At 64.7% G+C, this 24707-nt stretch carries 23 protein-coding genes; 14 read left to right on the top strand and 9 right to left on the bottom strand.

Going from position 1 to position 24707, the window contains the following annotated elements; all coding sequences use genetic code 11:
• Positions 1–3: 3 nt before the first annotated feature.
• Complete coding sequence (locus tag CU669_RS01315; protein WP_112141995.1) at positions 4–438, bottom strand: flagellar export protein FliJ; 435 nt, start codon at positions 436–438, stop codon at positions 4–6.
• Positions 438–1823 (bottom strand): flagellar protein export ATPase FliI, encoded by a 1386-nt coding sequence (fliI, locus tag CU669_RS01310; RefSeq protein WP_112141994.1) that lies wholly within the window; start codon positions 1821–1823, stop codon positions 438–440. The genes CU669_RS01315 and fliI overlap by 1 nt, the downstream gene beginning before the upstream one ends.
• Before the next feature lie 114 nt (positions 1824–1937).
• Here fliI and ctrA point away from each other — a divergent pair, with 114 nt between their 5' ends.
• The 8 genes from ctrA to CU669_RS20985 all read left to right on the top strand — a co-directional run bounded on the left by ctrA (position 1938) and on the right by CU669_RS20985 (position 8568).
• A complete protein-coding gene (gene ctrA, locus CU669_RS01305) occupies positions 1938–2648 on the top strand; it encodes a response regulator transcription factor CtrA (RefSeq protein WP_112141993.1) in 711 nt (236 codons plus the stop codon).
• Positions 2649–2727: 79 nt separating this feature from the next.
• A complete protein-coding gene (locus CU669_RS01300; RefSeq protein ID WP_112141992.1) occupies positions 2728–3450 on the top strand; it encodes a metalloendopeptidase in 723 nt (240 codons plus the stop codon).
• 74 nt (positions 3451–3524) lie between these two features.
• Positions 3525–3725, top strand: a complete 201-nt coding sequence (locus CU669_RS01295; RefSeq protein ID WP_112141991.1) for a toxin-antitoxin system, antitoxin component, Xre family protein — start codon at positions 3525–3527, stop codon at positions 3723–3725.
• Positions 3715–4053, top strand: coding sequence for a type II toxin-antitoxin system PemK/MazF family toxin (locus CU669_RS01290; protein ID WP_205119357.1), 339 nt, complete (start codon positions 3715–3717; stop codon positions 4051–4053). The genes CU669_RS01295 and CU669_RS01290 overlap by 11 nt, the downstream gene beginning before the upstream one ends.
• 43 nt (positions 4054–4096) lie before the next feature.
• Positions 4097–4954 (top strand): diaminopimelate epimerase, encoded by an 858-nt coding sequence (gene dapF / locus CU669_RS01285; protein WP_112141989.1) that lies wholly within the window; start codon positions 4097–4099, stop codon positions 4952–4954.
• Complete coding sequence (mtaB, locus tag CU669_RS01280) at positions 4951–6300, top strand: tRNA (N(6)-L-threonylcarbamoyladenosine(37)-C(2))-methylthiotransferase MtaB (protein ID WP_112141988.1); 1350 nt, start codon at positions 4951–4953, stop codon at positions 6298–6300. The genes dapF and mtaB overlap by 4 nt, the downstream gene beginning before the upstream one ends.
• A complete protein-coding gene (ftsY, locus tag CU669_RS01275; protein ID WP_112141987.1) occupies positions 6297–7292 on the top strand; it encodes a signal recognition particle-docking protein FtsY in 996 nt (331 codons plus the stop codon). The genes mtaB and ftsY overlap by 4 nt, the downstream gene beginning before the upstream one ends.
• A gap of 391 nt (positions 7293–7683) precedes the next feature.
• Positions 7684–8568 (top strand): hypothetical protein, encoded by an 885-nt coding sequence (locus CU669_RS20985; RefSeq protein WP_146747636.1) that lies wholly within the window; start codon positions 7684–7686, stop codon positions 8566–8568.
• A gap of 505 nt (positions 8569–9073) precedes the next feature.
• On the opposite strand, the gene CU669_RS01270 is transcribed toward CU669_RS20985, so the two are convergent.
• Together CU669_RS01270 and CU669_RS01265 are read right to left on the bottom strand one after the other, a co-directional pair.
• A complete protein-coding gene (locus CU669_RS01270; protein WP_112141986.1) occupies positions 9074–9304 on the bottom strand; it encodes a hypothetical protein in 231 nt (76 codons plus the stop codon).
• 95 nt (positions 9305–9399) lie between these two features.
• Positions 9400–10218, bottom strand: a complete 819-nt coding sequence (locus tag CU669_RS01265) for an ABC transporter ATP-binding protein (protein ID WP_112141985.1) — start codon at positions 10216–10218, stop codon at positions 9400–9402.
• 112 nt (positions 10219–10330) lie between these two features.
• On the opposite strand from CU669_RS01265, the gene trpB reads away from it, so the two are divergent.
• The 6 genes from trpB (at position 10331) to CU669_RS01235 (ending at position 16791) form a co-directional block, all read left to right on the top strand.
• Positions 10331–11554, top strand: a complete 1224-nt coding sequence (gene trpB / locus CU669_RS01260; RefSeq protein WP_112142236.1) for a tryptophan synthase subunit beta — start codon at positions 10331–10333, stop codon at positions 11552–11554.
• Between the two features lie 151 nt (positions 11555–11705).
• Complete coding sequence (gene trpA / locus CU669_RS01255; protein WP_112141984.1) at positions 11706–12503, top strand: tryptophan synthase subunit alpha; 798 nt, start codon at positions 11706–11708, stop codon at positions 12501–12503.
• A 36-nt stretch (positions 12504–12539) separates the two neighbouring features.
• Entirely contained in the window at positions 12540–12914 is a 375-nt protein-coding gene (locus tag CU669_RS01250; protein ID WP_205119356.1) for a GxxExxY protein, read from the top strand.
• Between the two features lie 67 nt (positions 12915–12981).
• Positions 12982–13902 (top strand): acetyl-CoA carboxylase, carboxyltransferase subunit beta, encoded by a 921-nt coding sequence (gene accD / locus CU669_RS01245; RefSeq protein WP_112141983.1) that lies wholly within the window; start codon positions 12982–12984, stop codon positions 13900–13902.
• The gene (locus CU669_RS01240; protein ID WP_112141982.1) at positions 13899–15203 is read left to right on the top strand and encodes a bifunctional folylpolyglutamate synthase/dihydrofolate synthase; all 1305 of its coding nucleotides are present in this window, start codon (positions 13899–13901) and stop codon (positions 15201–15203) included. The genes accD and CU669_RS01240 overlap by 4 nt, the downstream gene beginning before the upstream one ends.
• 100 nt (positions 15204–15303) lie before the next feature.
• The gene (locus CU669_RS01235; RefSeq protein ID WP_112142234.1) at positions 15304–16791 is read left to right on the top strand and encodes a bacteriohemerythrin; all 1488 of its coding nucleotides are present in this window, start codon (positions 15304–15306) and stop codon (positions 16789–16791) included.
• 78 nt (positions 16792–16869) lie between these two features.
• On the opposite strand, the gene CU669_RS01230 is transcribed toward CU669_RS01235, so the two are convergent.
• The 5 genes from CU669_RS01230 to CU669_RS01210 all read right to left on the bottom strand — a co-directional run bounded on the left by CU669_RS01230 (position 16870) and on the right by CU669_RS01210 (position 24570).
• The gene (locus tag CU669_RS01230) at positions 16870–18264 is read right to left on the bottom strand and encodes a mannose-1-phosphate guanylyltransferase/mannose-6-phosphate isomerase (protein ID WP_112141981.1); all 1395 of its coding nucleotides are present in this window, start codon (positions 18262–18264) and stop codon (positions 16870–16872) included.
• Positions 18261–19217 (bottom strand): UDP-glucose 4-epimerase family protein, encoded by a 957-nt coding sequence (locus CU669_RS01225; RefSeq protein ID WP_112142233.1) that lies wholly within the window; start codon positions 19215–19217, stop codon positions 18261–18263. Before CU669_RS01225 ends, CU669_RS01230 begins: the two co-directional genes overlap by 4 nt.
• Positions 19214–20179, bottom strand: coding sequence for an MraY family glycosyltransferase (locus CU669_RS01220; protein WP_112141980.1), 966 nt, complete (start codon positions 20177–20179; stop codon positions 19214–19216). Before CU669_RS01220 ends, CU669_RS01225 begins: the two co-directional genes overlap by 4 nt.
• A gap of 1 nt (position 20180) precedes the next feature.
• On the bottom strand, positions 20181–22346 hold the full coding sequence (locus CU669_RS01215) for a bi-domain-containing oxidoreductase (protein WP_112141979.1): 2166 nt from the start codon (positions 22344–22346) through the stop codon (positions 20181–20183).
• Between the two features lie 124 nt (positions 22347–22470).
• Positions 22471–24570 carry an O-linked N-acetylglucosamine transferase, SPINDLY family protein gene (locus CU669_RS01210; protein ID WP_146747635.1) on the bottom strand — a complete coding sequence of 700 codons (2100 nt, stop codon included), beginning with the start codon at positions 24568–24570 and terminating at the stop codon, positions 22471–22473.
• Positions 24571–24707: the final 137 nt, after the last annotated feature.

The following is a 24707-nucleotide window of genomic DNA, read 5'->3' as shown; positions in this document are numbered from 1 at the left end:
CCCTTAATTGGGTTGCTTTTCCCGTCTGCGGTGGATGTTCAGACCGATTTCGTCGAGGAAGGTCTGTTCCTTCTTGTCGCGCTCGGCCTGGGCGCGACGATCGCGTTCGCGCTGGGTGATCTCGTAGGTCTTCAGCTCATTGAAGGCGTCGGCCAGATCGTCGCGGGCGCGCACGATTTCGGCGCGCACCATGTCCAGCATGGCCAGCAACTGCTCGCGCCGGTTCAGCCAGGCGCTGGCGTAATTGCCGTAGGAAAAGCCGATGCCGGTGGAATCTTCGGCGGCGATGCGCTGTTCCTCCTTCAACTGCTCTTCCGACTGTTTGATCCAGGACAGGATCTCGTCCTCGCGACCCTGCAGCGCCACCAGGATGCGCTGCTTCTCGTCCACATTCCATTTGGACAGGCGGATCAGGGTCTTCAGGCCTTTCTGGGCCATCAGGCGACGTCCTCAGCGGGCGGCGCGGGCGGCGGCGGGCGGCCCATGCCGTCGCCATCGAATGGCATGCCGAGAATTTCGGCCAGCAGGGCATAGCAGGCGGCAAGATCGTTGGCCTCGGTCTTGCGCTGGCCCAGGAAGGCCTCAAGCTCCGGGTAATAGTGGATGGATTCGTCCACCGCCGGGTCGGTGCCGCGCCGATAGGCGCCCAGGCGGATCAGCTCGGCCATGTCCTCGTAGGTGGACAGCAGGGCGCGGGCGCGGCGGATCAGGTCGTTTTCCTGCTCGTTGTTGCAGGCGGGCATGGTTCGCGACACGCTGCGCAGGATGTTGATGGCGGGATAGCGGCCGCGTTCGGCGATGCCGCGATCCAGCACGATATGACCGTCCAGGATGCCGCGCACCGCATCGGCGATGGGCTCGTTGTGGTCGTCGGCATCCACCAAGACAGTGAACAGGCCGGTGATGGAGCCCTTGCCCACCCCCGGACCGGCGCGTTCCAGCAGGCGCGGCAGTTCGGCGAACACGGTGGGGGTATAGCCCTTGGAGGCGGGCGGCTCGCCCGCCGACAGCGAAATCTCGCGCTGGGCCATGGCGAAGCGGGTCACCGAATCCATCATGCACAGCACGTCCAACCCCTGGTCACGGAAGAATTCCGCCACCGCCAGGGTCACGTAGGCTGCCTGGCGGCGCATCAGCGGGCTTTCATCCGAGGTGGACACCACCACCACGGCGCGCTTCATGCCCTCGGGGCCCAGATCGTCCTCGATGAATTCGCGGGCCTCGCGGCCGCGTTCGCCGATCAGCCCGATCACCGAGACATCGGCCGAGGTGTTCTTGGCCATCATGGACAACAGCGAGGATTTACCGACGCCCGACCCGGCGAAGATGCCCATGCGCTGGCCACGGCAACAGGTGAGGAAGGAATTGACCGCGCGGACCCCCAGATCGATCTTGCCCACCACGCGGGAGCGCGAATGGGCGGGCGGCGGCGGATTGCGGATGGGGAAGGCGGTATCGCCGCTGGGAAGCGGCCCCAGCCCGTCCACCGGTTCGCCGAAGCCGTTGATGCAGCGGCCCAGCCAGCCCATGTCGGGATAGATCACCGGCTCGGCATCCTGAACCTCGGTGCGGCAACCCAGCCCGATTCCCTCGATGGCGGAGAACGGCATCAAGAGGGCGCGGCCCTGGCGGAAGCCCACCACCTCGCAGATTACCTTGCGGCCGTCGCGGGCCACCACGTTGCAGCGATCGCCCACCGAGATGGTCTTCTGGATGCCGCCCGCTTCCAGCAGCATGCCTTGGACCGCCGCAATCCGGCCGTAAACCTGGATATTGGAAACACGCTCGATATCATTGATCAGGTTGCGGACCAGGAATTTCAACGCAAGGGCTCTCCCCGACTTTCGACCGATTAAGAGTCTAGCCGCCTTGAACTGGTCAGAATACCCCCTTATGGTTAATATATCGTAGAGACGGGATGGGCTGGGAACCTTGCCATGCGCGTGCTGGTGGTCGAAGACGACAAGATGATGTCCAAGGTCATCGAGACCATGCTCAAGGCGGAGGGCATGGTGGTCGATACCACGGCGCTGGGCGAGGACGGCCTGGAGATCGGCAAGCTGTATGATTACGACATCATCCTGCTGGATCTGATGCTGCCCGACATGGACGGCTACGAGGTGCTGCGCCGCCTGCGCGCCGCCCGCATCGAGACGCCGGTCCTGATCCTTTCCGGGCTGACCGAGCCCGACAAGAAGATCAAGGGCCTGGGCTCGGGCGCCGACGATTATCTGACCAAGCCGTTCGACAAGGGCGAATTGGTGGCCCGCATCCAGGCCATCGTGCGCCGCTCCAAGGGCCACGCCCAGTCGGTGATCGACACCGGCAAGCTGTCGGTCAACCTGGATGCCCGCACCGTCGCGGTGTCCGGCGACCCGCTGCATCTGACCGCCAAGGAATACGGCATCCTGGAACTGCTGAGCCTGCGCAAGGGCCAGACCCTGACCAAGGAACAGTTCCTCAATCATCTCTACGGCGGCATCGACGAGCCGGAACTGAAGATCATCGACGTCTTCATCTGCAAGCTGCGCAAGAAGCTGGCCACCGCCACGGGCGGCGAATCCTATATCGAGACGGTGTGGGGACGCGGCTATGTGCTGCGCGACCCCGAAGCCCCCCAATCCGGCAAACAGGCCAAATTGGGGTAATTTCAATCCGTTACCACAAAATATAGTTTGCCCCCGGACTCCGCTTGCGTCAGAATCCCGCGATTCCAAGGGGTCGCGCATGGATGTTCAACGACTCGCGAAAGTTTTGGCCATGGCCGCCTCGGACAACGAGGCGGAGGCGCTGCATGCCGTGCGCACCGCCAAGCGCCTGTTGGACAATGCCGGATTGGACTTCGTCGCCCTGGCCGAGCGCATGTCGGCCGCCGGTCCCATGACCTCGTCGTCGCGGGTGGAGGATCTGGAAGACGCCGTCTTCGATCTGCGCAACGAAATCCGCCATCTGCGCTCCGAGAACGAGAGGCTGCGCCAGGGCCAGCCGGTGGCGGCGCCCGCTGCCCCCAATCTGGCCGATGCCGCCGCGACGCTTCGCCTGCAAGTGGAGTTGGACACGGCGCGCCAGACCCTGGCCCGTCACCGCGCCGATGCCGAAGCGGCCGAACTGGCGCTGCGGGCCGACCTCACCCAGGCCATCGCCGCCATGGAGCGGCTGACCGAGCAATACGGCGAGATCAAAAGCCGCAACGACCGGCTGGAAGCGGAAAATCGCCGCCTGACCCTGGTGGCCTCGGCCGTGAAGGCGGAGCTGGACGAGCGCATGGCCGACCGCATTCACCCCCTGCCCACCCCCACCTTGCGCCCCGATTCCATCGCCCGGCCCGAGCCCATGGCCAGAATCGAAGCAAAATCCAAGGTCGAAGCGCCGCCGCCGCGCCGCGCCGCCCCCCACAGCGCCGCCAGCCGCGCCAAGCCGACCCCGGCCAATCAGTACGCGCTGTTCTGAACCGGGACCGAGGGACAAAACCTCCAAGATCATGATAGGATCACCCTGATCCGCTCTTTTCCGGGCCGCCCGTCATGACGATGAACGCCGAAGCCTTGTTCGCCAAGATCACCTCGCTTTCCGCCGAGCGGATGGCCGAGGTGGAGGATTTCGTCGATTTTATCCGCCAACGGGAAAGCGACTCAGTGATTGTCCGGGCTGCCGCTTCAGCCAGCGCCGCCAGTTTCGCCGCCGTGTGGAACAATCCCGAGGACGATGCCTACGATGCCCTTTGAGTTCGGCGACATCGTCCTCGTCCCGTTTCCCTTCACCAGCCATGCGGCCTCCAAGAAGCGACCGGCCGTGGTCGTCAGTTCGCGGAGTTACAATTTAGCGCGGCCCGATCTGGTCCTGATGGCCGTGACAAGTCAGCTCAGACCCGTGCCGGATTTTCGCGAAACCGGCATCGGCGACTGGCAGTCGGCGGGACTGCTCAAGCCCTCGGTCATCAAGCCGATCTTCGCCACCCTGGAACAGGGACTGGTGATCCGGACCCTCGGTCGCCTGGAGTCCGCTGATCCCGAGGCTCTGCGCCGGAACATCCGGGAAATTCTGTTTTCGTGATCCAGGCTGGACTCCCAGCCCCGGCGGCCCATATAACCCGATCATGACCCACGGCACCGCCTGGCCCTTTGTGAAGATGCATGGCCTCGGGAACGACTTCGTCGTCCTCGATGCCCGGTCGCGTGCCCTGACCCTGACGCCGGAGCGCATCCGCGCCGTGTCCGACCGCCGCACCGGCATCGGCTGCGACCAGCTGGTGGTGATCGCGCCGCCCAACGGTCAGGTCAGCGACGCCACCATGCTGATTTATAATTCCGACGGCTCGGAAGTCGCGGCCTGCGGCAATGCGACCCGCTGCGTCGCCTGGCTGCTGATGACGGAATCCGGCGCCGAGTCGGCGGTGATCGAGACCCGCGCCGGTCTGCTGGACGCCGAGAGCCGGGGCGCGCAGCTGGTGGCGGTGGATATGGGCCGCCCCGGCCTGGACTGGCGCGAGATTCCGCTGGCCCAGGCCGTGGATACCCTGCATCTCGGCATCAAGGTTGGCGCGCTGACCGACCCGGTGGGCGTCAGCATGGGCAATCCCCATGCGGTGTTCTTCGTGAATGACGCCGAGGCGGTGGAGCTTTCCACCGTGGGGCCGGTGCTGGAACACCATGCCCTGTTCCCCGAACGCGCCAATATCGAGGTGGCGCAGATGCTGTCGTCCCCCGACGCCGCCCTGGGCCGCATCCGCATGCGGGTGTGGGAGCGCGGCACCGGCATCACCATGGCCTGCGGCACCGGCGCCTGCGCCACATTGGTGGCGGCGGCGCGGCGGGGATTAAGCCCGCGCAAGGCCGAGATCGTGCTGGACGGCGGCACGCTGACCATCGAATGGCTGCCCGACAACCATGTGCTGATGACCGGCCCGGTGGCCACCAGCTTCGCCGGGACGCTGGACCCGACCCTACTGCCATGAGCGAGCCGAAGGTAAGCGCGGGAGCGTTGAGCGACCCGGAGCTTCAGCGGAGGAGCCAAGGGGCCGCGAGGCCCCGCCCGGCGCTTGAGGGACAAACGAATACAACCCAGATTCTCACCTTCGGCTGTCGGCTCAATGCCTATGAATCCGAGGTGATGAAGGAACACGCCAAGGCTGCCGAGACCGGAATCGAGACGGTGATCGTCAATACCTGCGCCGTCACCGCCGAGGCCGAGCGCCAGGCCCGCCAGGCCATCCGCAAGATCCGCCGCGAACGCCCCGACGCCCGCATCGTCGTCACCGGCTGCGCGGCGCAAGCCCATCCCGAGACCTTCGATGCCATGCCCGAGGTGGACCAGATCCTGGGCAATGCCGAAAAGATGCGCCCCGACATCTTCGCCGCGCCGCCGCTCGAAAAGATCGTGGTGGGCGACATCATGGCGGTGCGCGAGGTTGCCTCGCACCTCGTCTCCGGCTTCGAGGGCAGGGCGCGGGCCTTCGTCGAGGTCCAACAAGGCTGCGACCACCGCTGCACCTTCTGCATCATCCCGTTCGGGCGCGGCCCCAACCGCTCGGTGCCCATGGGCCGGGTGGTTGACCAGATCAGGGAATTGGTGGCATCGGGCTATAACGAGGTGGTGCTGACCGGCGTCGATGTCACCGCCTATGGCGCCGATCTGCCGGGCAAGCCGGGGCTGGGACAACTGGTCCGCCGCCTGCTGGCCGCCGTGCCGGAACTGCCCCGCCTGCGGCTGTCCTCGTTGGACCCGGTGGAGGTGGATGCCGCGCTTTTGGCCGCCATGGCCGAGGAAGAGCGGCTGATGCCCCATTTCCACCTGTCGGTCCAGGCGGGCGACGACACCATCCTGAAACGCATGAAGCGCCGCCATCTGCGCGCCGACGTCATCACACTGGCCGATCGCATCCGCGATCTCCGGCCCGACGCCGCCCTGGGGGCCGACATCATCGCCGGCTTCCCCACCGAGGATGACGCCATGTTCGCCCGCTCGCTGGATCTGGTGGACGAGGCGGGCCTCACCCATCTCCACGTCTTCCCCTTCTCGGCCCGGCCCGGTACCCCGGCGGCCAAGATGCCCAAGGTGCGCGGCGAGGTGGTCAAATCCCGCGCCGCCGCGCTGCGCACCAAGGGCGAGGCCGCCCTGGCCGCCTTCATGACCGGCCGAATCGGCAAGGATGCCAGGGTGCTGATGGAGCGAGACGGCCAGGGCCATTGCGGGCATTATCTGCCGGTGCGGATCACGGGCCGCGCCGCCGAGCCGGGGACCATCCTGGCGGTGCGCATCACCGGGATCGTGGACGGCGTGTTGATGGGTGACGTGATATGAGCCTCTTTGGTTTCGGCAAGAAGAATGCCCCCGAACCCTCTCCCCCTCCCGCCCCCCCTCCCGTGGCCGAGGAGCAGCAGGGCTGGTTCGGCCGCCTCAAATCCGGCCTGTCCAAATCCTCCTCCAAGCTGACGCAAGGGTTGGGCGACCTGTTCACCAAGCGCAAGCTGGACGACGAGGCGCTGGAGGATCTGGAAGACCTGCTGATCACCGCCGATCTGGGGGTCGCCACCGCCGCCAAGGTCACCAAGCATCTGGCCAAGACCCGCTTCGGCCAGGATGTGGATTCCGCCGATATCAAGCAGACCCTGGCCGAGGAAATCACCCGCATCCTGGAACCGGTGGCCAGGCCGCTGGTGATCGACCCCAGCCGCAAGCCCCATGTGGTGCTGGTGGTGGGCGTCAACGGATCGGGCAAGACCACCACCATCGGCAAGCTGGCCAAGCAGAACAAGGATGCCGGGCTGTCGGTCACCCTGGCGGCCGGCGATACCTTCCGCGCCGCCGCCGTCGAGCAGCTCAAGGTCTGGGGCGAGCGTACCGGCTGTCCGGTGATCTGGCGCGAAGACGGCGCCGATGCCGCCGGACTGGCCTATGATTCCATCGCCGAATCCCGGAAGCAGGGCTGCGACCTGCTGTTCATCGACACCGCCGGGCGCTTGCAGAACAAGGCCGATTTGATGGCCGAACTGGCCAAGATCGTGCGCTCCATCAAGAAGATCGATCCCACCGCGCCCCACGACGTGCTGCTGGTGCTCGACGCCACCACCGGCCAGAACGCCCATTCCCAGGTGGAAATCTTCAAGGACATGGTCGCTGTCACCGGTCTGGTGCTGACCAAGCTGGACGGCACCGCGCGGGGCGGCGTGCTGGTGGCGCTCGCCGAGAAATTCGGCCTGCCGGTCCACGCCATCGGCGTCGGCGAACAGGCGGGCGACCTCCGCCCCTTCGAGGCGGACGCCTTCGCCAAATCGCTGGTGGGGATGGATTAGGGGGGCTCCCAATCTCTCCCACTCAATCGTCATGGCCGGGCTATGTCCCGGCCATCCACGCGGATCGGTATGAATGTCATTGGAAACACTGGCTCAGGCGGATGAGCGTGGATACGCGGGACAAGCCCGCGCATGACGAATGAGATGGAAATCCGCCGCACTTTATCCTTCGCCCGAAACTGTAAACTCACGGAGATGCCGTTCATGGTGGTGATGCCTAGGCTCATAGGCAAGTGCCGTTACGTAGCCCCTGACCCCGCCCCGCTTTCCTACCGGTTTCGTGGACCTCACATTTTCGTGGTGTTGAAAGCTACGGCAATAAGAGTCCGCATGGACAAATCGACCATAGCATCATAAACTTTTTGGCGATTTATCTGCCGAGGGGTTTATTATGGATCGAAATATTTGTGTCCGTTTTTTTACAGTTGAGCGCTCAGGAAACAACGCCATTAGATTCGGCGACGCTCTGCGGCAAATTGCAGGAATCATGGACCTCGCTAACAGGGAGTTAGAGGTCGAGCCAGAAGTAATCCTTCGCCTGGAAAAGTTGAGAGATGAGCGAGGAATGATCAGCGGTGAGTTTGTACGTCGACAGACTCAAAACTTGCCCTCAAGAGCTCCTCATGGCGAACCCATTTCAAGGCTAGGTGTAGACTCAATCGGCCACTCAACCGCATTTGCTTACAATCCAGATTTGTCGATTATTGCGCTTCAGCTTGCGCGAAACGGCGTGACACCCATGAGGGTCATGCTCTACGTGTCTAATATTTTAAATCTTTCCGGGTATCAAAGCTACCCAATCCCAACGGAAGAGGGTTGGGCTGCATTGCAACGAGGCAATGTAAGAGCTGTTCTATTACGTGTCGCGAGTCCCGCTAACCTAGTTGCCGTAGAACCTCGTCACACCACCATTAAGGATGGATTGCAGGCGATGAAAGCGGCTGTAGACACCACATACGTTGAGGCGACGTTCGGTATGGGGCGTGGAGATCATGATATGGACAACCGCAGTGCATTAAATATTATGCGCTGGCTATGGCGGGAACGTTCCGAGGACCGAGGCGGCATTTCGAAATTGGGGGCTAAGGTTATTGAAGATGGCAGTTCGGCTCGGTGGCTCAATCTGCTAAGCTACCATCTTGGGGGAAATCAAACGCTTGACCTTCCCCCGGATGACCCAGATAGGAATTTTGCTATCCGCGAAGCTTTCGTACGTCAAGTCTATCGTGATCATCTCGATGTTCTTCGACGGCTATACGATCAGGCTGCTATGTAATCTAAAATGGACTTTGCACTTACTTGGCAACGGTCATATCCGTTCGTTCTCGGCTCAGCTGCAGCGCTGAGTTGGTTAGCGTTCGGCCACGAGTTTGCCAGTTATTGTGGGCGCGACGTTCTTTGCGAGTTTGCAAAAATCTTCGAATCAATGTTCGGGTTTTGCTCAATAACAACAGGATTTTTGGCTGGATTTTATGGGACAGTCCAGTCTATCACGGAGGGATTCATACAAAAAATACGTGGCTCAACTACATTCGATACATTTTTAATGTACATTAAGCATGGTATAATATACGGGTTTGTATTTGCAATATATACGATCCCATTTATGATAATAAAGCCTCTGCCTTATGAGCAATTTTCTTTAACAAACTATCTTGTATCTTCGTGGATTTTTTTGGCTGTTGCTACGATGTCAATGTTTTGGCGTGTTGCTCAGAACCTTTTCTGCCTATTTGAGACGCGAATACGCCAGTCCCACCCCGGTGGGTGATATTGTAATATCAATCTTCATTGCGTTCGATCAGGTCGGACTCGCTATAGAGATCGGGCTCATCGGTAAGATGCGCGAAAGCCCCGCCTTGGGCGTTCATCTGCGTGATCGAAATCTCGTCGTCGTCATCGACGGTCTCGAGGATGACCCGCAGCACGCGGCGCGGCGCAAGCCCAAGCCGCAGCAAATCCTCTGTCGGCAGCAGCCGCCCCGCTTCGATGCGCTCTATGGTCGTTCTCATGGCCGTCGGGCTGCCTTTGGGTGTGATACTCTCCGTGTGGGCATTCTACACCTCCTCGCCCGCCGCTTTCCTTGCCCCAGATCGCTTCTCGCCCCCTATCCCCCCGCCCCCCGCTGGTGCAACACCGGCATCAGTTCGAAATAGGGGCGGATGATGGGGGATTCGGAGGCTTCGAACGCCTCGAACGGGCCGTCGAACGACACCTGTCCGTCGTGCAGCATCACCACCCTGGGCCGCAGGCGACTGAGCAAGTCCTTGTCGTGGGTGATGATCACCGTGGTGCGCAGGCCCGAGGCGGCATCGCCATGGGTGGACAGCAGCAGATCCTGGATCTGGGCGGCGGTGACCGGGTCCAGCCCGGTGGTGGGCTCGTCGAAGAACATGCAGCGCGGGTTCATGGCCAGGGCGCGGGCGATGGCGATGCGCTTGGCCATACCGCCCGACAGGCTGTCGACCCGGCTGTCCAGGAAGTCGCGACCGGCGGGCAGGCCCACCGCGCCCAGCACCTCGGCGGCGATGTCCGCGATGGCCGCCTCGCCCAGATGGCGGACTTCTTCCAGCCACAGGCCGATATTGTCCAGCACCGTGCCCGAGAACAGGGCGTTGCGCTGAAACACCACTCCCCAATGGGTATGAAGATCGTCGAGATCGTTGGGACCGAGATCGGCCAGATCCACCAGCGGACAGCCCGGAAGATCGGGAGCCGCCACCAGGACGCGGCCCCGGTCGGGTTGCAGCAGCCCCAGCACATGGTTGAGCAGCACCGTCTTGCCGCAGCCGGAGCCTCCGACCACCGCGACGAAATTGCCCGACGGGATGGCGAGATCGACTCCGCGCAGCACCGCGCGGTCGTCGAACGCCTTGCACAGGCCCTCGACCCGGATTTCCATCCCCGGCTCGATCACGGTATCCATGGCGCCAGCTTATCGCCTCGGCCGGTGGGACGCGAGCGGCAAGAGGGAATGGATTAATGGCCGCCTTCGTGCTTTATTGACCGCCTTTCGCGCCACCGATCATCGGATTCAGATGCAAAGCTTGAACACCTACCGCGCGGGACCGGACGAGCGCGGCCATTTCGGCATTTTCGGCGGCCGCTATGTGGCCGAGACCCTGATGCCGCTGATTCTCCAGGTGGAGAAGGCCTATGCCGCCGCCAAGGCCGATCCTGCCTTCGAGGCCGAGTTCCGCGAGCTGCTGGCCCAATACGTGGGCCGTCCCAATCCGCTGTATTTCGCGCGGCGCCTGACCGAGGCGTTCGGTGGCGCCAAGATCTTCCTGAAGCGCGAAGACCTCAACCATACCGGCGCCCACAAGATCAACAACTGCATCGGCCAGATCCTGCTGGCGCGGCGCATGGGCAAGCAGCGCATCATCGCCGAGACCGGCGCGGGGCAGCACGGCGTGGCGACCGCCACCGTCTGCGCCCTGTTCGGCATGCAATGCGTCATCTATATGGGCTCCACCGATATCGAGCGGCAGATGCCCAATGTCTACCGCATGAAGCTGCTGGGCGCCGAGGTCAAGCCGGTGACCAGCGGCGCCGCCACCCTGAAGGACGCCATGAACGACGCGCTGCGCGATTGGGTTTCCAACGTGGACAGCACCTATTACCTGATCGGCACCGTCGCCGGGCCGCATCCCTATCCCGCCATGGTGCGCGATTTCCAGTCGGTGATCGGCGAGGAAGTGCGCGCCCAGATCATGGCCGCCGAAGGCCGCCTGCCCGACTCGCTGGTGGCCTGCATCGGCGGCGGCTCCAACGCCATGGGCCTGTTCCATCCCTTCCTGGACGAGCCGTCGGTGCGCATCATCGGCGTCGAGGCGGCCGGTCACGGGCTGGACAAGCTGCACGCCGCCTCGCTGACCGGCGGCAAGCCCGGCGTGCTGCACGGCAACCGCACCTATCTGCTGCAGGACGGCGACGGCCAGATCGCCGAGGCCCATTCCATCTCGGCCGGGCTGGACTATCCCGGCATCGGCCCGGAGCATTCCTGGCTGCACGAGAGCGGCCGGGTCGAATACGTCTCCATCAAGGACGACGAGGCGGTGGAAGCCTTCCAGCAGTGCACCCGCCTGGAAGGCATCATCCCGGCGCTGGAATCCAGCCACGCCATCGCCTATGCGGGCAAGATCGCGCCCAACCTGCCCAAGGACCACCTGATGGTGATCAATCTGTCGGGTCGCGGCGACAAGGATGTGTCCACCATCGCCAAGGCCTTGGGCGATGTGCATCTGGGGGGGCTGGTATGAGCGAGATTCGGCGATTCCCCCTCTCCCTCGAGGGAGAGGGTCGGGGTGAGGGGGGGATGTCGGCCATCCACGCCCTTGGCGACCATTCTCCCTCACCCGCCCTACGGGCACCCTCTCCCGCTGGGAGAGGGGTTGTCCGGAGGCCGATGCCATGAGCCGTATCGCCAAGCGCTTCGCTACCCTGAAGGCCGAGAACCGCGCCGGTCTGGTGAGCTTCATCATGGCCAATGATCCCGACCGCGCCACCTGCCAGCGGGTTCTGAACGGATTGCCCGCCGCCGGTGCCGATCTCATCGAGCTGGGCATGCCGTTCACCGATCCCATGGCCGACGGCCCCGCCATTCAATTGGCGGCGCAGCGGGCCCTGGCGGCGGGCGGCTCGCTCAGGGGCACGCTGGAGATGGTGGCCGAGTTCCGCAAGACCGACAAGGACACCCCCGTCATCCTGATGGGCTACTACAACCCCATCTATGCCTGGGGCGCGGAGAAATTCGCCGGTGACGCCGCCCTGGCCGGGGTCGATGGGCTGATCATCGTCGACCTGCCGCCGGAAGAGGCGGGGGAACTGGTCCCCCATCTGCGCGCGGCCGCCATCGACTTCATCGTGCTGACCACGCCCACCTCCGACGACGCCCGCCTGCCGGTGGTGCTCGCCAATGCATCGGGCTTCGTCTATTACGTCTCCATCGCCGGAATCACCGGCACCGGCTCGGCCACCAAATCGGCCATCGAGGAAGCGGTGAGCCGCATCCGCCACCATACCGACCTGCCGGTCTGCGTCGGATTCGGCATCAAGACGCCCGATCAGGCGGCCGAGGTGGCACGGCTGGCCGAAGGCGCCGTGGTGGGCTCGGCCATCGTCTCGGTGCTGGCCGAAACCAAGTCGGCAGAAGCGCCGCTGGCCCTGGTCAAGGAACTCGCGGTCGGCGTTCGGGAGGCGCGGAGGTAAGGTATTTGGGCCACAGATGAACACAGATGGGCACAGATGAGCGGCATGGACGGCAAGGATCCCCTAACGCACCGGATTCTGGCCGCTGCTTTCGAAGTGTCCAATTCCCTGGGTCATGGATTTCTTGAGGTCGTCTATCAGAAGGCCTTGGTCCATGAATTGATCCTCGCGGGCATGACCGTCGATCGTGAAAAAGTGTTCAAGGTGATTTATAAGGGTGCCGATATCGGAACCTATATCGCCGATATGGTGGTCGACGAACAGGTTGTGGTTGAGCTCAAATCCGTGGAAGCGCTTAATCCGGCTCATACCGCGCAATGCCTGAATTATCTCAGGGCCAGTGGGCTCAAGACGGGGCTGCTCCTCAATTTCGGCAAGCCCCGGATCGAATACAAAAGGTTGGTTCTGTGACAGCTATCTGTGCCCATCTGTGTTCATCTGTGGCCAATATATTCTTCGTTGATCGTGGGGACTCTCTATGAACTGGCTTTCCAACTTCGTCCGTCCCAGCCTGAAGGAAAAGCTGAAGGGTCTGGTCACCCAGAAGGAGGTGCCCGACAATCTGTGGCACAAATGCCCGGGCTGCGGTCACATGATCTTCCACCGCGATCTGGATAAGGCGCTGAACGTCTGCCAGCATTGCGGCCATCACATGCGCCTCACGGTCAAGAAGCGCCTCGGCATGCTGTTCGACGACGGCCATTACCAGCGAATCGAGCTGCCCAAGGTCGTCGACGACCCCCTGAAGTTCAAGGATCAGAAGCGCTATAGCGACCGCTTGAAGGACACCCGTTCCAAGACCGGAGAGCACGACGCCATCGTGGTCGCCCATGGCCGCATGGGCGGGCTGAACGTCGTCGTCGCCTGCTTTAATTTCGACTTCCAGGGCGGCTCCATGGGCATCGCGGTGGGCGAGGGCATCGTCGCCGCCGCCGAACTGGCGGTGTTGCAGGACGCGCCGCTGATCGTCATTCCCGCCTCGGGCGGCGCCCGCATGCAGGAAGGCATCCTGTCGCTGATGCAGATGGCCCGGACCACCGTGGCGGTGGACAAGGTCAAGGACAAGCGGCTGCCCTATATCGTGCTGCTGACCGACCCCACCACCGGCGGCGTCTCGGCCAGTTTCGCCATGCTGGGCGACATCGCCATCGCCGAGCCGGGCGCGGTGATCGGCTTTGCCGGTGCCCGCGTCATCGAAAGCACCATCCGCGAGAAGCTGCCCGAAGGCTTCCAGAAGGCGGAATACCTGCTGGAACACGGCATGATCGACATGGTGGTGCCGCGCCGCGACCTGCGCGCCACCATGATCCGGGTGCTGTCGCTGCTGCGCAACCGCGCCCCGGCGGGTGAGCTGGTCGCCCTGCCCATCGACACCCCCGACGACGTGGACCAGGATTGATCGATTCCATTCTCGAGCGCCTGACCCGGTTGCATCCCAAGGTCATCGACCTGTCGCTGGATCGGGTGCTGCGGTTGCTGGACGCGTTGGGCAATCCCCAGGACAAGCTGCCGCCGGTCATTCATGTGGCGGGCACCAACGGCAAGGGCTCCACCGTCGCCACCCTTCGCGCCATCTTCGAGGCGGCCGGTCTGCGGGCGCATGTCTACACCTCGCCCCATCTGGTGCGTTTCGCAGAGCGGATCCGCATCGCCGGCGCGCTGCCCGACGATGCCGAGCTGCTGGCCTTGCTGGAAGAGGTGGAGGCGGCCAACGGCGGCGCCCCCATCACCTTCTTCGAGATCACCACGGCGGCGGCCTTGCTGGCCTTTGCCCGCAGCCCCGCCGATGTCTGCATCCTGGAAACCGGCCTGGGCGGGCGGCTGGACGCCACCAATGTGGTGGCGCGACCGGCGCTCACCATCCTGACACCCATCGCCATGGATCATCAGAACTTCCTGGGCGGTCGCATCGAGGCCATCGCCGCCGAGAAGGCCGGTATCATGAAGCGGGGAATCGCCTGCATCACCGCCAAGCAGGGCCGCAAGGTCATCAAGGTGCTGGAGGCCCGCTCGGGCGAGCTGGGCGTGCCGCTGATCCGGGAGGGCGAGGACTTCTTCGTTCGCACCGCCGCCGACGGCGGCTTGATCTATCGCGGCAAGACGGTGGAATGGAGCCTGCCCGCCCCCAATCTGGTCGGCAGCTTCCAGGCCCGCAACACCGCCCTGGCCCTGGCGGCGGTCGAACGGCTGTCGCGGATCGAGACGCCGCCGGTCTTCCCCGGCTTTCCCGATGGCGCCCTTGCCCTGGGCATTCGCTCGGTGGAATGGCCCGCCCGGCTGCAACGCCTGCGCAAGGGACCGCTGGTGGATCTGCTGCCCGAGGGTTGGGAGCTTTGGCTGGACGGCGGCCATAACCCCCATGCCGCCGAGGCCATCGCCCAACACACGCGAAGCTGGCGCGACAAGGCGCTGATGGGGGTGTTCGGTATCTTGTCCACCAAGGATGTGGACGGCTTTCTCGAACCGCTGGCGGCCCGCTTTCACACCTTGCGCACCATTGCCATTCCCGGCGAGACGGCCAGCCTGTCGGCGGAAGACGCCGCTGCCGCCGCCACCCGGCATTTCTGCCTGGACGCCAAGCCGACGCCCGGCGTCGAGGTCGCCATACGCCAACTGATCGCCGCCAATTCAGGCCCTGCCCGCATCCTCGTTTGCGGTAGCCTGTACCTGGCCGGAACGATACTCGCCGATAACCAGTGATATGACCTTGGTTTGGGAGTTGACAACGGGCGGGAAGACCTCAATCTAGAAGGATTATGCCTTTCGAACGGGCATGGGGCGTACCGGGAAGGGGCTGGTTATGATTTCGTGGCGCGACGCCATGTCGGTGGGCTCCCCGGCCCTCGACGCCGACCATAAAAAACTGATCGAATTGCTCAACCTCGCCGAGGAATGGGTCAGCCGTGAAAGCTGGCCGCAGGTCGGCGCGGTGATCACCGACCTGCTGGTCTATGTGCGCGACCATTTCGCCCGCGAGGAAGCGGTGCAGTCCGCCATCAAATTCCCCGAGGCCGAGGCCCATAAGAAGCATCACGAAGCGCTGGCCATGAAGGCCAAGCTGCTGCACGACAAGTTCAAGACCGCCACCAGTGACGACGGCCGCAAGACCTGCGGCGGGGTGCTGATCAAGGTGCTGAACGAGTGGCTGATCGATCATATCTTGAAGCAGGACATGAAGTTCAAGCCGCTGATCCCCAAGAAGGCGCCGCCGCCCGCGCCGCCTGCGGGATCGGACCTGCAGATGGGGCTGCCGCAACCGACCGAGGCCGAATTGGCGGCCGAGCGCAAGGCCCGCATGGACGCGCGCAACAAGGACGTCGAATACGACCTGCCGCCCAATCTGGCCCATCTGCTCAAGCGCATCGAATACGTGGTGCCGCAGCTGCCACAGCCCGCCAAGGGATTCGAGAGCTTCGAGAAATTCGTCGAAGCCGCCATCTGTGGCCGGGTCGACAAGGTGCTGGTGTTCTTCCAGCGGCATAATCCCGAGCTGAACCTGGAACTGCCGACCTTCTTCCTGGCTTCACCGGAATTCGCCGAGAAATTCCACCAGGCCATCGCCAAGTTCATCGTTCCGGTCATCTGGGAAAGCCGCCAGATCCGGGTGCTGGCCACCAGCTTCGCCTGGGCCGAGGAGGACACCGACAGCTTCTGGGCCCATGTCACTCGGCCGCTGGAGGCTTGCATCCTGCAAGGCTGGACCCAGGGCTGGGACGATCTGAAGCTGGTGGAGACCAAGAAGGACGGACTCAAGGTCTTCCAGGTCAAGGACAACACCAAGGCGCTGCGCGAGATGCTGGCCCCGTCCAGCGCTTCGGCCTACGACATTCCCAAGATCACCAATCGCGAGATCGATACCTTCAAGTCGCTGCTGGATCCCACCAACGACTGGTGGGACTACCTGGAGCGGGCTTGGCGCATCTGCCACGATCTCTACGAGCAGGAAAAAGACCCCCGCATCTTCCAGCAAAAGGCCCGCGAAGGCGCCTTCCGCGACAATCTGCTCAACGCCTTCACCAAATTTCCGCCGGAATGGGTGGATTTCATGGTGCTGGCCTGCCACCGGGTGTTCCCGCGCATCACCACCGGCTTTTTGGAGAATTTCGCCCGCAATCTGGGACGCAGCGAGGCCGAGCGCGAGCAGCACATCCCCTATACCATCCGCTATCTGCGCCAAGCGCGCGAGCACCCCGACATCTTGGACCGCGAGCGCTACGAAGAAAACGAATGGCAGGCCAAGTTGAAGGAACTCAGCGACTATCTGGCCAACCGGCCCAAGAAGGAATAGGTCCGCTCGGCCGATGAGAAGACGCTTGTGGAATGCGGCCGGGACGGCCGCGCTCCAAGAGTAGCGCTCCCACGGGGTTCACCGCCCGTAGACGTCCTCGAGCCGGACGATGTCGTCCTCGCCCACATATTCGCCCGACTGTACCTCGATCAGGCGCAGCGGCACCTTGCCGGGATTTTCCAGCCGGTGGGCCGTCCCGGCGGGGATGAAAGTGGATTCATTCTCGCGCAGCACGAAGGACTCCTCGCCACGGGTAACCAATGCGGTGCCCTTGACCACGACCCAATGCTCGGACCGATGCCAGTGCTTTTGCAGGGATAGTTTCGCCCCCGGATCGACATGGATCTGCTTCACCTTGAAGCGCTCGCCCTGCTCGATGGTCTGGAACCAGCCCCAGGGGCGCCAACCACGGGTGCCCTGGGTCGCCTCGGGACGCCCGTCGCGCTTCAAGGCCTCCACCACCGCCTTGACCTCCTGGTCGCGGCTTTTATCGGCCACCAGCACCGCGTCGTCGGTGGCGATCACCACCAGATCGCGCAGGCCGACGGCGGCCACCAGATGATCCTGGCTGCGCAGATAGCAATTGCGGGTGTCGATGGCCAGCACGTCGCCCTTGACCGCATTGCCGAATTCGTCGCGAGTCGATTCCTGCCACAGCGCCGACCACGAGCCGATATCGGACCAGCCCATGTCGACGGGCACCACCGCCACCTTGTCGGAATGCTCCATGACGGCATAGTCGATGGACTGGCCCTTGAGTCCGGCGAAAGTCTCGTCATCCAGCCGAAAGAAGAACAGATCACTGCGGCCCTTGGCCAGGGCGGCGCGACACGACGCCACCATGCCCGGCGCGTGCTGGTCCAGTTCCGCCAGGAACAGCCCCACCGGCAGCAGGAAGATGCCGCTGTTCCAGGTGTAGGCGCCCGAGGCCACATAGGTCTCGGCGGTGGAAAGGTCGGGCTTCTCGACAAAGCGCTCCACCGTGAAGCCGCCGCCCAGGGCGGCACCCGCCTTGATATAGCCATAGCCGGTATTGGGACCGGTGGGCTGGATGCCGAAGGTCACCATGCGGCCATCTTGGGCCAGCGGCGTCGCCACCGCCACGGCACGGCGGAACGCCTCGGAATCGGCGATCAGGTGATCGGACGGCATCAGCAGCATCAGGGCGCCGGGATCGGTTTCGGCCAGCATCAGCGCCGCCACCGCCGCCGCCGGGGCGGTGTTGCGCCCCACCGGCTCGATCACCACCGCCTTGGGCTCCAAGCCGACCTCGCGCAGTTGCTCGGCGACGATGAAACGGTGTTCGTGATTGCACACCACCACCGACGGCTCGGCGACCCGCAAGGCGGTTTCCTGCAACAAGGTGCGCTCGCCGGTCAGCTTCAGCAACTGCTTGGGCATCAGCTCGCGCGACAGCGGCCACAACCGGGTTCCGGCGCCGCCGGATAGAATAACCGGTGTGATTTGGGTCATAAGTCCTGCTCCCTGTCGCGCCACCACCGGGCGGTCAATTCAAGGCCGTACTCCAAGCTGTCGGGCGGTGTCCAGCCGATTGTGTCGGAGATGGCCGTCAAATCAACCTCCAGCGAGGCGGTCAGCCGCTGCACCGCCGCCGCCTTGCCGACCAAGTGCCCGGCCAGACGCATCAGACCCACCGGAATGGGAAGCAGCCGCGCCGGACGGCCCAGGGCTGCCGCCAAGCGCCGTACCAGCGCCGCCGTCGACACCGTTTCGATATCGCACAGAGTGAAGACGCGCGCTTGTCCGGCGGCGGGGCGATCCAGGCAGGCACGGACCGCGTCCACCAGATTGCCGATGCCGATCAGCGAGCGGCGATTGTCCACCAAGCCCAGCGGCAGCGGCACGCCGCGAGCCACCAGGGAAATCAAGGAGCGGAAATTGCCCTTCACCCCCGGCCCGTAGACCAGCGGCGGCCGCAGCACGGTGACCGCCATGCCCGTCCGGGCGGCGATCTCCGCCAAGCCTTGCTCGGCTTCCCGCTTGGAGATGCCGTAGGCATCCACCGGAGCGGCATGGTCGGGACCGAAGGGGGTGCCGAAAGTCTCCTCGCCATTGGCCTTGATGCTGCTCATGAAGACGAAATGCCCCACCCCCGCCTGCGCCGCCTGCTCGGCCAGCCGCAGGGTTCCCGCCACATTGGCGGCGCGGAATTCAGCCAGCGGATCATGGGAGCGGTCATGCATGACATGGACGCGGGCGGCCAGATGCACCACCGCCTTGCAGCCATCCAAGGCCGCGCTCCAATCCGTGGTAGGGGTCAATCCGGCGACATTGCGCGGCTCGACGCCCTCGGGCAGGACGGCGTTGGGCCGCACCGCGCCCGCCACCCCATGGCCCAAATCCCGCAGCCGGGCGCAAAGCGGACGGCCCACGAAGCCATTGGCGCCGGTGACCAGGATCTTCATGGCCGCGCCCAATGCGTCAACAGGACCAGCATTCCCGCCACCACTATCACGGCCAGCACCGCTCCCGCCCAGATCCAGCCGGACCCGGCCACCAGTGCGCAGCCCATCAACAAGATATTGCCCCCGGCGATGGCCAGCGAGACCTGGGAATGGCTTTTGCCGCCCTGGACGGCGCGCTGGTAGAAATGGCGGCGATGGGCCTGCCAGATCTTCTCGCCGTCCTTCAGCCGCCACAGCAGGGTAATGGTCGAATCGGCCACGTAATAAGCGGGCAGGATCAGGGCGGCGGCCAATTCCCCCTGCCCGGCCAGCATGACCAGCAAGCCGCCCAGCACATAGCCCAGCGGAATGCTCCCCGAATCGCCCAGGAAAATACGGGCGGGATGCCAGTTCCAGGCCAGGAAACCCAGCCCGGCGGCGGCCACGATCAGGGCCTGGGGCGCCAGATTGGGGGCGACCAGTGCGATGCCGATGCCGATGCCGCCGGTCTCCACCCCGGAGATACCGTCGATGCCGTCCATGAAATTGTACAGATTGACGAACCACAGCCAGCCCAACCCCACCAACAGGCGGTCGGCCCACAGCGGCAACAGGCCGGAAAAGGCCAGAATATGGGTGTCCAGCCCCAGCAGGGTGGCGGCGATGACGGCGGCTTGCAGCAGGAATCGGGGCAGCGGCGGCAGCCCCCGGCGGTCGTCCAGCCAGGACACCGCCATCAGGATCAGGGCGCCCGCCGCCAGCACGGTGACATAGCCCGGCGCGACGAAGGCCACCAGCACCAGACCGGCGGCCATGACCGGCGTCACCGCCAGCCCGCCGCCGCGCGGCGTCGGCAGGGCGTGGCTGGACCGTTCATTGGGATGGTCGAGTATCTGCTTATGACGCAGCCAGGCCAGAACCCCTCGCGTGGCCGCCACGCTGGCGATCAGGGTCGCGAGGGCGAAGGCGAGGGCGATCTCCACGCTAGTCCCTCAGGCTGACCCGCCGCCCGTCCGCCAGGGACTCCAACACGGCGACGGTGGCAAGGCCGGTTTCCAACAGCTCCGCCTCATGGATGGGGGCGGGGCCTCCCGAGGCAACCGCCTTGACGAAGGCTTCCAACTCGGCGCGATGGCCCTTGTCCTGGCCCAGCGCCTTTTCCACCTTGGTCTTGCCGCCCTGGGTGACCGACAGACTAAGGAAATTGTCCAGCGCAACGACCGTTCCGCCCGCGAAACACTCAAAGCGCTCCTTGCTGGCGGCGGTATCGCCTTGGGCGGTGTAGACAATGGTGGCCAGACTGCCGTCGGCGAAGGTCAGCGAGACCGACAGATCGTCGCAGCCGCCATGGGTGACGCGGGCGGCGTCGGCCAGCACGGTCAGGATCGGCGCGCCGGCCAGGGCGCGGGCGAGATCGACGAAATGGCACAGCTCGCCCAGGATGCGTCCGCCACCTTCCTCGACGGCATTGATCCAGCTTTCGGCGGGCAGCGCGCCTGCATTGACGCGCAGCATCAGCACCTTGGGCCCGGCATGGCGGGCGAGATGGGCGCAAGCCTTGACGGTCATGGGGGCGAAGCGGCGATTGAAGCCGACGGTGAAGAATCCGGCCGACGCCGCCCTTGCGTCTTCCACCTGCGCCAGTTGGGCGCGGTCCAAGGCCAGCGGCTTTTCCACCAGCACGGATTTGCCGGCGGCGAGGCAGCGGGCCGTCATTTCGGCATGGTTGCCGTGACGGGTCGCCACCAGCACCGCGTTGATGGCGGGATCGTTCAGCACCGCTTCGGCGTCGGTCACCGCTTGGGCGAAGCCGAACGTCTGTTGGCCGTGCTCGGCACTGGCGCCCCGCTGGGTGCAGATGGTGCGCATCTCGACGCCGGGAATGCGGGCCAGTTCGGGCAAGAGCACGGTGCGGGCGAAATTTCCGGCGCCGATGACCCCCAGCACGCATTTTCCCGTGGCGGGTTTGGGGGCGGGAAACACCTTGGCGACGGATGGGGCGGCGGATGGGGCGACGCCCTCATAACGCAGCACCACGCCGAGATGGGGCTCGCCGCCCTCGGTCACCAGCCGGTAGGCGTCCTCCGCCCGGTCGAAGCCGAAACGATGGCTGATCAAGGCCCCCACATCGAGGCGGCGGGGCAGCGACGGGCTCATCAGGCGGACGCATTCGCGCAGATTCTCGGTCTCGGTCCAGCGGACCCAGCCCACCGGATACTTGACGCCGCGAGACTCGAATTCCTCGTCATAGCGGCCCGGCCCGTAGGAGCGCGACACCGTCAGGGTCAGCTCCTTCTTCATATAGGCGGCATAGTCGAATTCGGTGCCGGTCTTGCCCACCAGAACCACCTTTGCCCGGTCGCGGGCCAGCTCGGCGGCCAGCGCCAGGGGCTCCGACGACTCGGTGGCCGCCGCGATGACCACCGCGTCACAGCCCAGACCGCCGGACAGGGCGGCGACCGCCTCCATCAGGCCGGGCTCGCCCAGGCTCCACACCAATTCAGCCCCCAAGGCCTTGGCCAGGGCCAGTCGTTGCGCATTGACATCGATGGCGACGACGCGGGCGCCCTGCAAGGACAGCAGCTGCACCGCCAATTGGCCGATCAATCCGACGCCGAGCACGGCCACCACGTCGCCCAATTGCGCCCCGGCGGTGCGCACCCCGGCAAGGGCGATGGCGCCGCAGGTGCCGAAGGCGGCTTCATCGTCGGAAACATCGTCGGGAATGGGGGCGCACAGATTGCGCGGCACCACGTTGAGTTCGGCGTGATTGGCCAGACCGGCCCCCGCCATGGCGACCCGCTGGCCGACCCGGTAGAGGCCTTCCAGGCCGGACCCCACCGCCACCACCCGCCCGGCGGCGGAATAGCCCAACGGCAGCGGCTCGTCGAGCCTGGCCATCACCGCCTTGAAGGTGGAGACCAGACCGTCGCGCCGTGCCTTGTCGATGACCTTGCGCACCAGATCGGGCCGGGCCTGGGCCTTGGCCGCCAGACTCTTCTTGGCGAAGTCGATGACCATGCGCTCGGTGCCCGCGCTGATGAGCGAGGCGCGGGTTTCCACCAGCAGATGCCCGGCGCGCACGCGGGGCTCTGGGACTTCGCGAAGCGAAAGCTTGCCCGACTTGGCGCTTTGAATGACCTGTTTCATGGGGTTCTTCTTAGCGCGAATCCGAGGGAACGTCGAGCGGGTGGCGCGCCAACGAGCTGATTCAACAGAGCCACAGACGGGCACGGCTACGCCATGGCCAGCCGCTACCTGTTCCGGGGACCGGCTAAGGTGCCGGTGAAGGCCCCCAAGGGCTGACGGCGAAGCCCTCCGGCGGGCAGCCTTGGCTCCAGGTCTCCCACATGCGCTCATAGGCGGCTTCCAACTGGCGGGTAAAGGCGTTCATGTCGAACAACGCCGAGGTGTCGCGAGCCGCCGCCAACCGTTGCCGCAACCCGGCCAGCCGGGCGGGATCGCGGGCCAGATCCAGCGCCGTCGCCTCGTAATCCGCCAGCGAGCGGGTCACCAGCTCGTCCAGCCCCAGGCATTCCAGCAACCGCCCGGCCACCCGACCGGGAAAGGTCGGACCGCTACAGGTCAGCACCGGCAGCCCCATCCACAATGCATCCATGGCCGAGCCATGGGCGTTATAGGGCAGGACGTCCAAATAAAGGTCGGCAAGCCGGTGGCGCACCAGATAGTCGCCGACCTCGAGCCGCTGGGAAAACACCAGCCTCTCGGGATCGACGCCACGCGCCACCGCCTCGCGGCGCAGATTGTCCGCCGTGGTCTTGGCCGAATCCAGCAACCACAGCACGCTGCCGGGCAATGCCTTCAGCAGACGCATCCAGGCATCGAAGAAGGGCGGTGTGATCTTGAAGGAATTGTGGAAGCAGCAGAACACCAGCCCGTCCTCGGGCAGGCCGCATTCCGCCCGGCTCGGCGTGCGTTCCGCCACGGCGCGGCGGGTATCGAAGGGCAGATAGCTGCCGGGCAGATGGACGATGCGCTCGTGGAAGCAGCCCTGTTGGTCCATGGGCGCGATGGCCGGATCGGCGATGATGTAATCCACGAAGTCGGCCCCCATGGAACCGGCGAAGCCCAGGTAATTGGCCTGGATCGGGCTGGGCCGCGCCGCCAGGATGGCGGTGCGGGCGCCGCTGGTATAGCCGGTCAGATCCACCAGGATGTCGACCCCGTCGTCACGAATGCGGGTCGCCGCCGTCGCGTTGTCCAGATCGCGGATATGGACGAATTGGTCGAAGGCGGTCTCGAGGCGCCGCCGCATGGGGCTGGAATCATCCTCGCCGTAGGAATAGGCGCTGACGGTGAAGCGGGCGCGGTCATGGCGCTCGATCAGCTCACCCAACAGGAAGCCCACCGGATGGCAGTGCAGATCGGCGGACAGATAGCCCACATGAATCCGGGGCTTGGGCGGACCCGGCCGGTGCCGGAAGGCCTGGCCGCGCGGCGGCGCGATCTCCGAGGCCCAGCGGCGCGCCGCCCCAAGATGGTCGGCGGCGGTGGCCCCCGCCGCATGCAGCACCATGAAGGGCGCGATGCGGAAGCGGCGGCTTCTCACCGCGTCCAGCAGTTTGGCGTCGTCCTCGGCGAAGCGCTCCCATCGGCACATCTTGCGCCGCAAATGGGACAGATTGGGCAAGGGTTCCACAAAATTCGGGTCCAGCGCCATGGCCCGCTCGTGACAGGCGGCCGCTTCCTCGGTCTCGCCCAGCCCCTCCAGCGCCAGGCCGAGATTGGCGCTTGCCCGCACATGGCGGGGATGGGCGGCCAACGTTCGGCGGAGAATGGTGACGGCTTCGGAAAATCGTTCCTGCTTGAGCAGGATCAGGCCGAGATTGGACAAGGCGTCGGCATGATCAGGGCGCAGCCCGATGGCGCGGTGGAGCAGATTCACCGCCTCGTCGGTGTGATCAAGATCGCGCAGACACATGGCAAGGTTCGAGATCGCATCCACGTAATCGGGACGCAGCCGGATGGCCTCGCGGTAGCAGACCACCGCTTCGTCCTTGCGCCCCAGTTCATGGAGCACGTTGCCCAGATTGAAATGGGGGTCGGCAAAGTCCGGCTTCAATGCCGTGGCGCGGCCATAACTGGCCATGGCCGCATCGATCCGGCCCAAATCCTTCAGGGCATTGCCGAGATTGGAGTGCGCCTCGGCGAAATCCGGCTTCAACGCCACCGCCCGGGCGATGCGCTCGGCCGCCAGTTCCTTGCGGCCGGTCTGATAGGCCACCACGCCCAGGAGGTGAAACAGCAGCGGGTTATGGGGCTCGGCCTCCAGCAATTGTAGATAGAGGCGCTCCGCCTCGGGCAGCATCCCGGCGCGATGACGGGCGAGCACCTCGTCGATGGTGGGCAGCACACAGACCTCCAACTCTGATCCCGAGGCAGCCTATCGTCAGACATGACCGGGGTCCATGGGCACAATTTTCCCCGTTCGGTGCCGACAGACCGGATTCTGCCGGGTCGCTTGGCCAAAAAACATTTGAAAATCAATGA

Source organism: Paramagnetospirillum kuznetsovii, assembly GCF_003284725.1.
In the GTDB taxonomy this organism is placed as follows: Bacteria; Pseudomonadota; Alphaproteobacteria; order Rhodospirillales; family Magnetospirillaceae; genus Phaeospirillum; species Phaeospirillum kuznetsovii.
This window is presented reverse-complemented; position numbering and strand designations above follow the sequence as displayed.

Coding starts and splice junctions, on each gene's coding strand:
- CU669_RS01290 (WP_205119357.1), top strand. CDS start 3,715: ATGCCCTTTGAGTTCGGCGACATCGTCCTCGTCCCGTTTCCCTTCACC.
- ctrA (WP_112141993.1), top strand. CDS start 1,938: ATGCGCGTGCTGGTGGTCGAAGACGACAAGATGATGTCCAAGGTCATC.
- CU669_RS01215 (WP_112141979.1), bottom strand. CDS start 22,346: ATGAAACAGGTCATTCAAAGCGCCAAGTCGGGCAAGCTTTCGCTTCGC.
- CU669_RS01265 (WP_112141985.1), bottom strand. CDS start 10,218: ATGGATACCGTGATCGAGCCGGGGATGGAAATCCGGGTCGAGGGCCTG.
- accD (WP_112141983.1), top strand. CDS start 12,982: ATGAACTGGCTTTCCAACTTCGTCCGTCCCAGCCTGAAGGAAAAGCTG.
- CU669_RS01300 (WP_112141992.1), top strand. CDS start 2,728: ATGGATGTTCAACGACTCGCGAAAGTTTTGGCCATGGCCGCCTCGGAC.
- CU669_RS01250 (WP_205119356.1), top strand. CDS start 12,540: ATGAGCGGCATGGACGGCAAGGATCCCCTAACGCACCGGATTCTGGCC.
- ftsY (WP_112141987.1), top strand. CDS start 6,297: ATGAGCCTCTTTGGTTTCGGCAAGAAGAATGCCCCCGAACCCTCTCCC.
- CU669_RS01235 (WP_112142234.1), top strand. CDS start 15,304: ATGATTTCGTGGCGCGACGCCATGTCGGTGGGCTCCCCGGCCCTCGAC.
- CU669_RS01230 (WP_112141981.1), bottom strand. CDS start 18,264: ATGACCCAAATCACACCGGTTATTCTATCCGGCGGCGCCGGAACCCGG.
- CU669_RS01270 (WP_112141986.1), bottom strand. CDS start 9,304: ATGAGAACGACCATAGAGCGCATCGAAGCGGGGCGGCTGCTGCCGACA.
- CU669_RS01315 (WP_112141995.1), bottom strand. CDS start 438: ATGGCCCAGAAAGGCCTGAAGACCCTGATCCGCCTGTCCAAATGGAAT.
- CU669_RS01295 (WP_112141991.1), top strand. CDS start 3,525: ATGACGATGAACGCCGAAGCCTTGTTCGCCAAGATCACCTCGCTTTCC.
- mtaB (WP_112141988.1), top strand. CDS start 4,951: ATGAGCGAGCCGAAGGTAAGCGCGGGAGCGTTGAGCGACCCGGAGCTT.
- trpA (WP_112141984.1), top strand. CDS start 11,706: ATGAGCCGTATCGCCAAGCGCTTCGCTACCCTGAAGGCCGAGAACCGC.
- trpB (WP_112142236.1), top strand. CDS start 10,331: ATGCAAAGCTTGAACACCTACCGCGCGGGACCGGACGAGCGCGGCCAT.
- CU669_RS20985 (WP_146747636.1), top strand. CDS start 7,684: ATGGATCGAAATATTTGTGTCCGTTTTTTTACAGTTGAGCGCTCAGGA.
- dapF (WP_112141989.1), top strand. CDS start 4,097: ATGACCCACGGCACCGCCTGGCCCTTTGTGAAGATGCATGGCCTCGGG.
- CU669_RS01225 (WP_112142233.1), bottom strand. CDS start 19,217: ATGAAGATCCTGGTCACCGGCGCCAATGGCTTCGTGGGCCGTCCGCTT.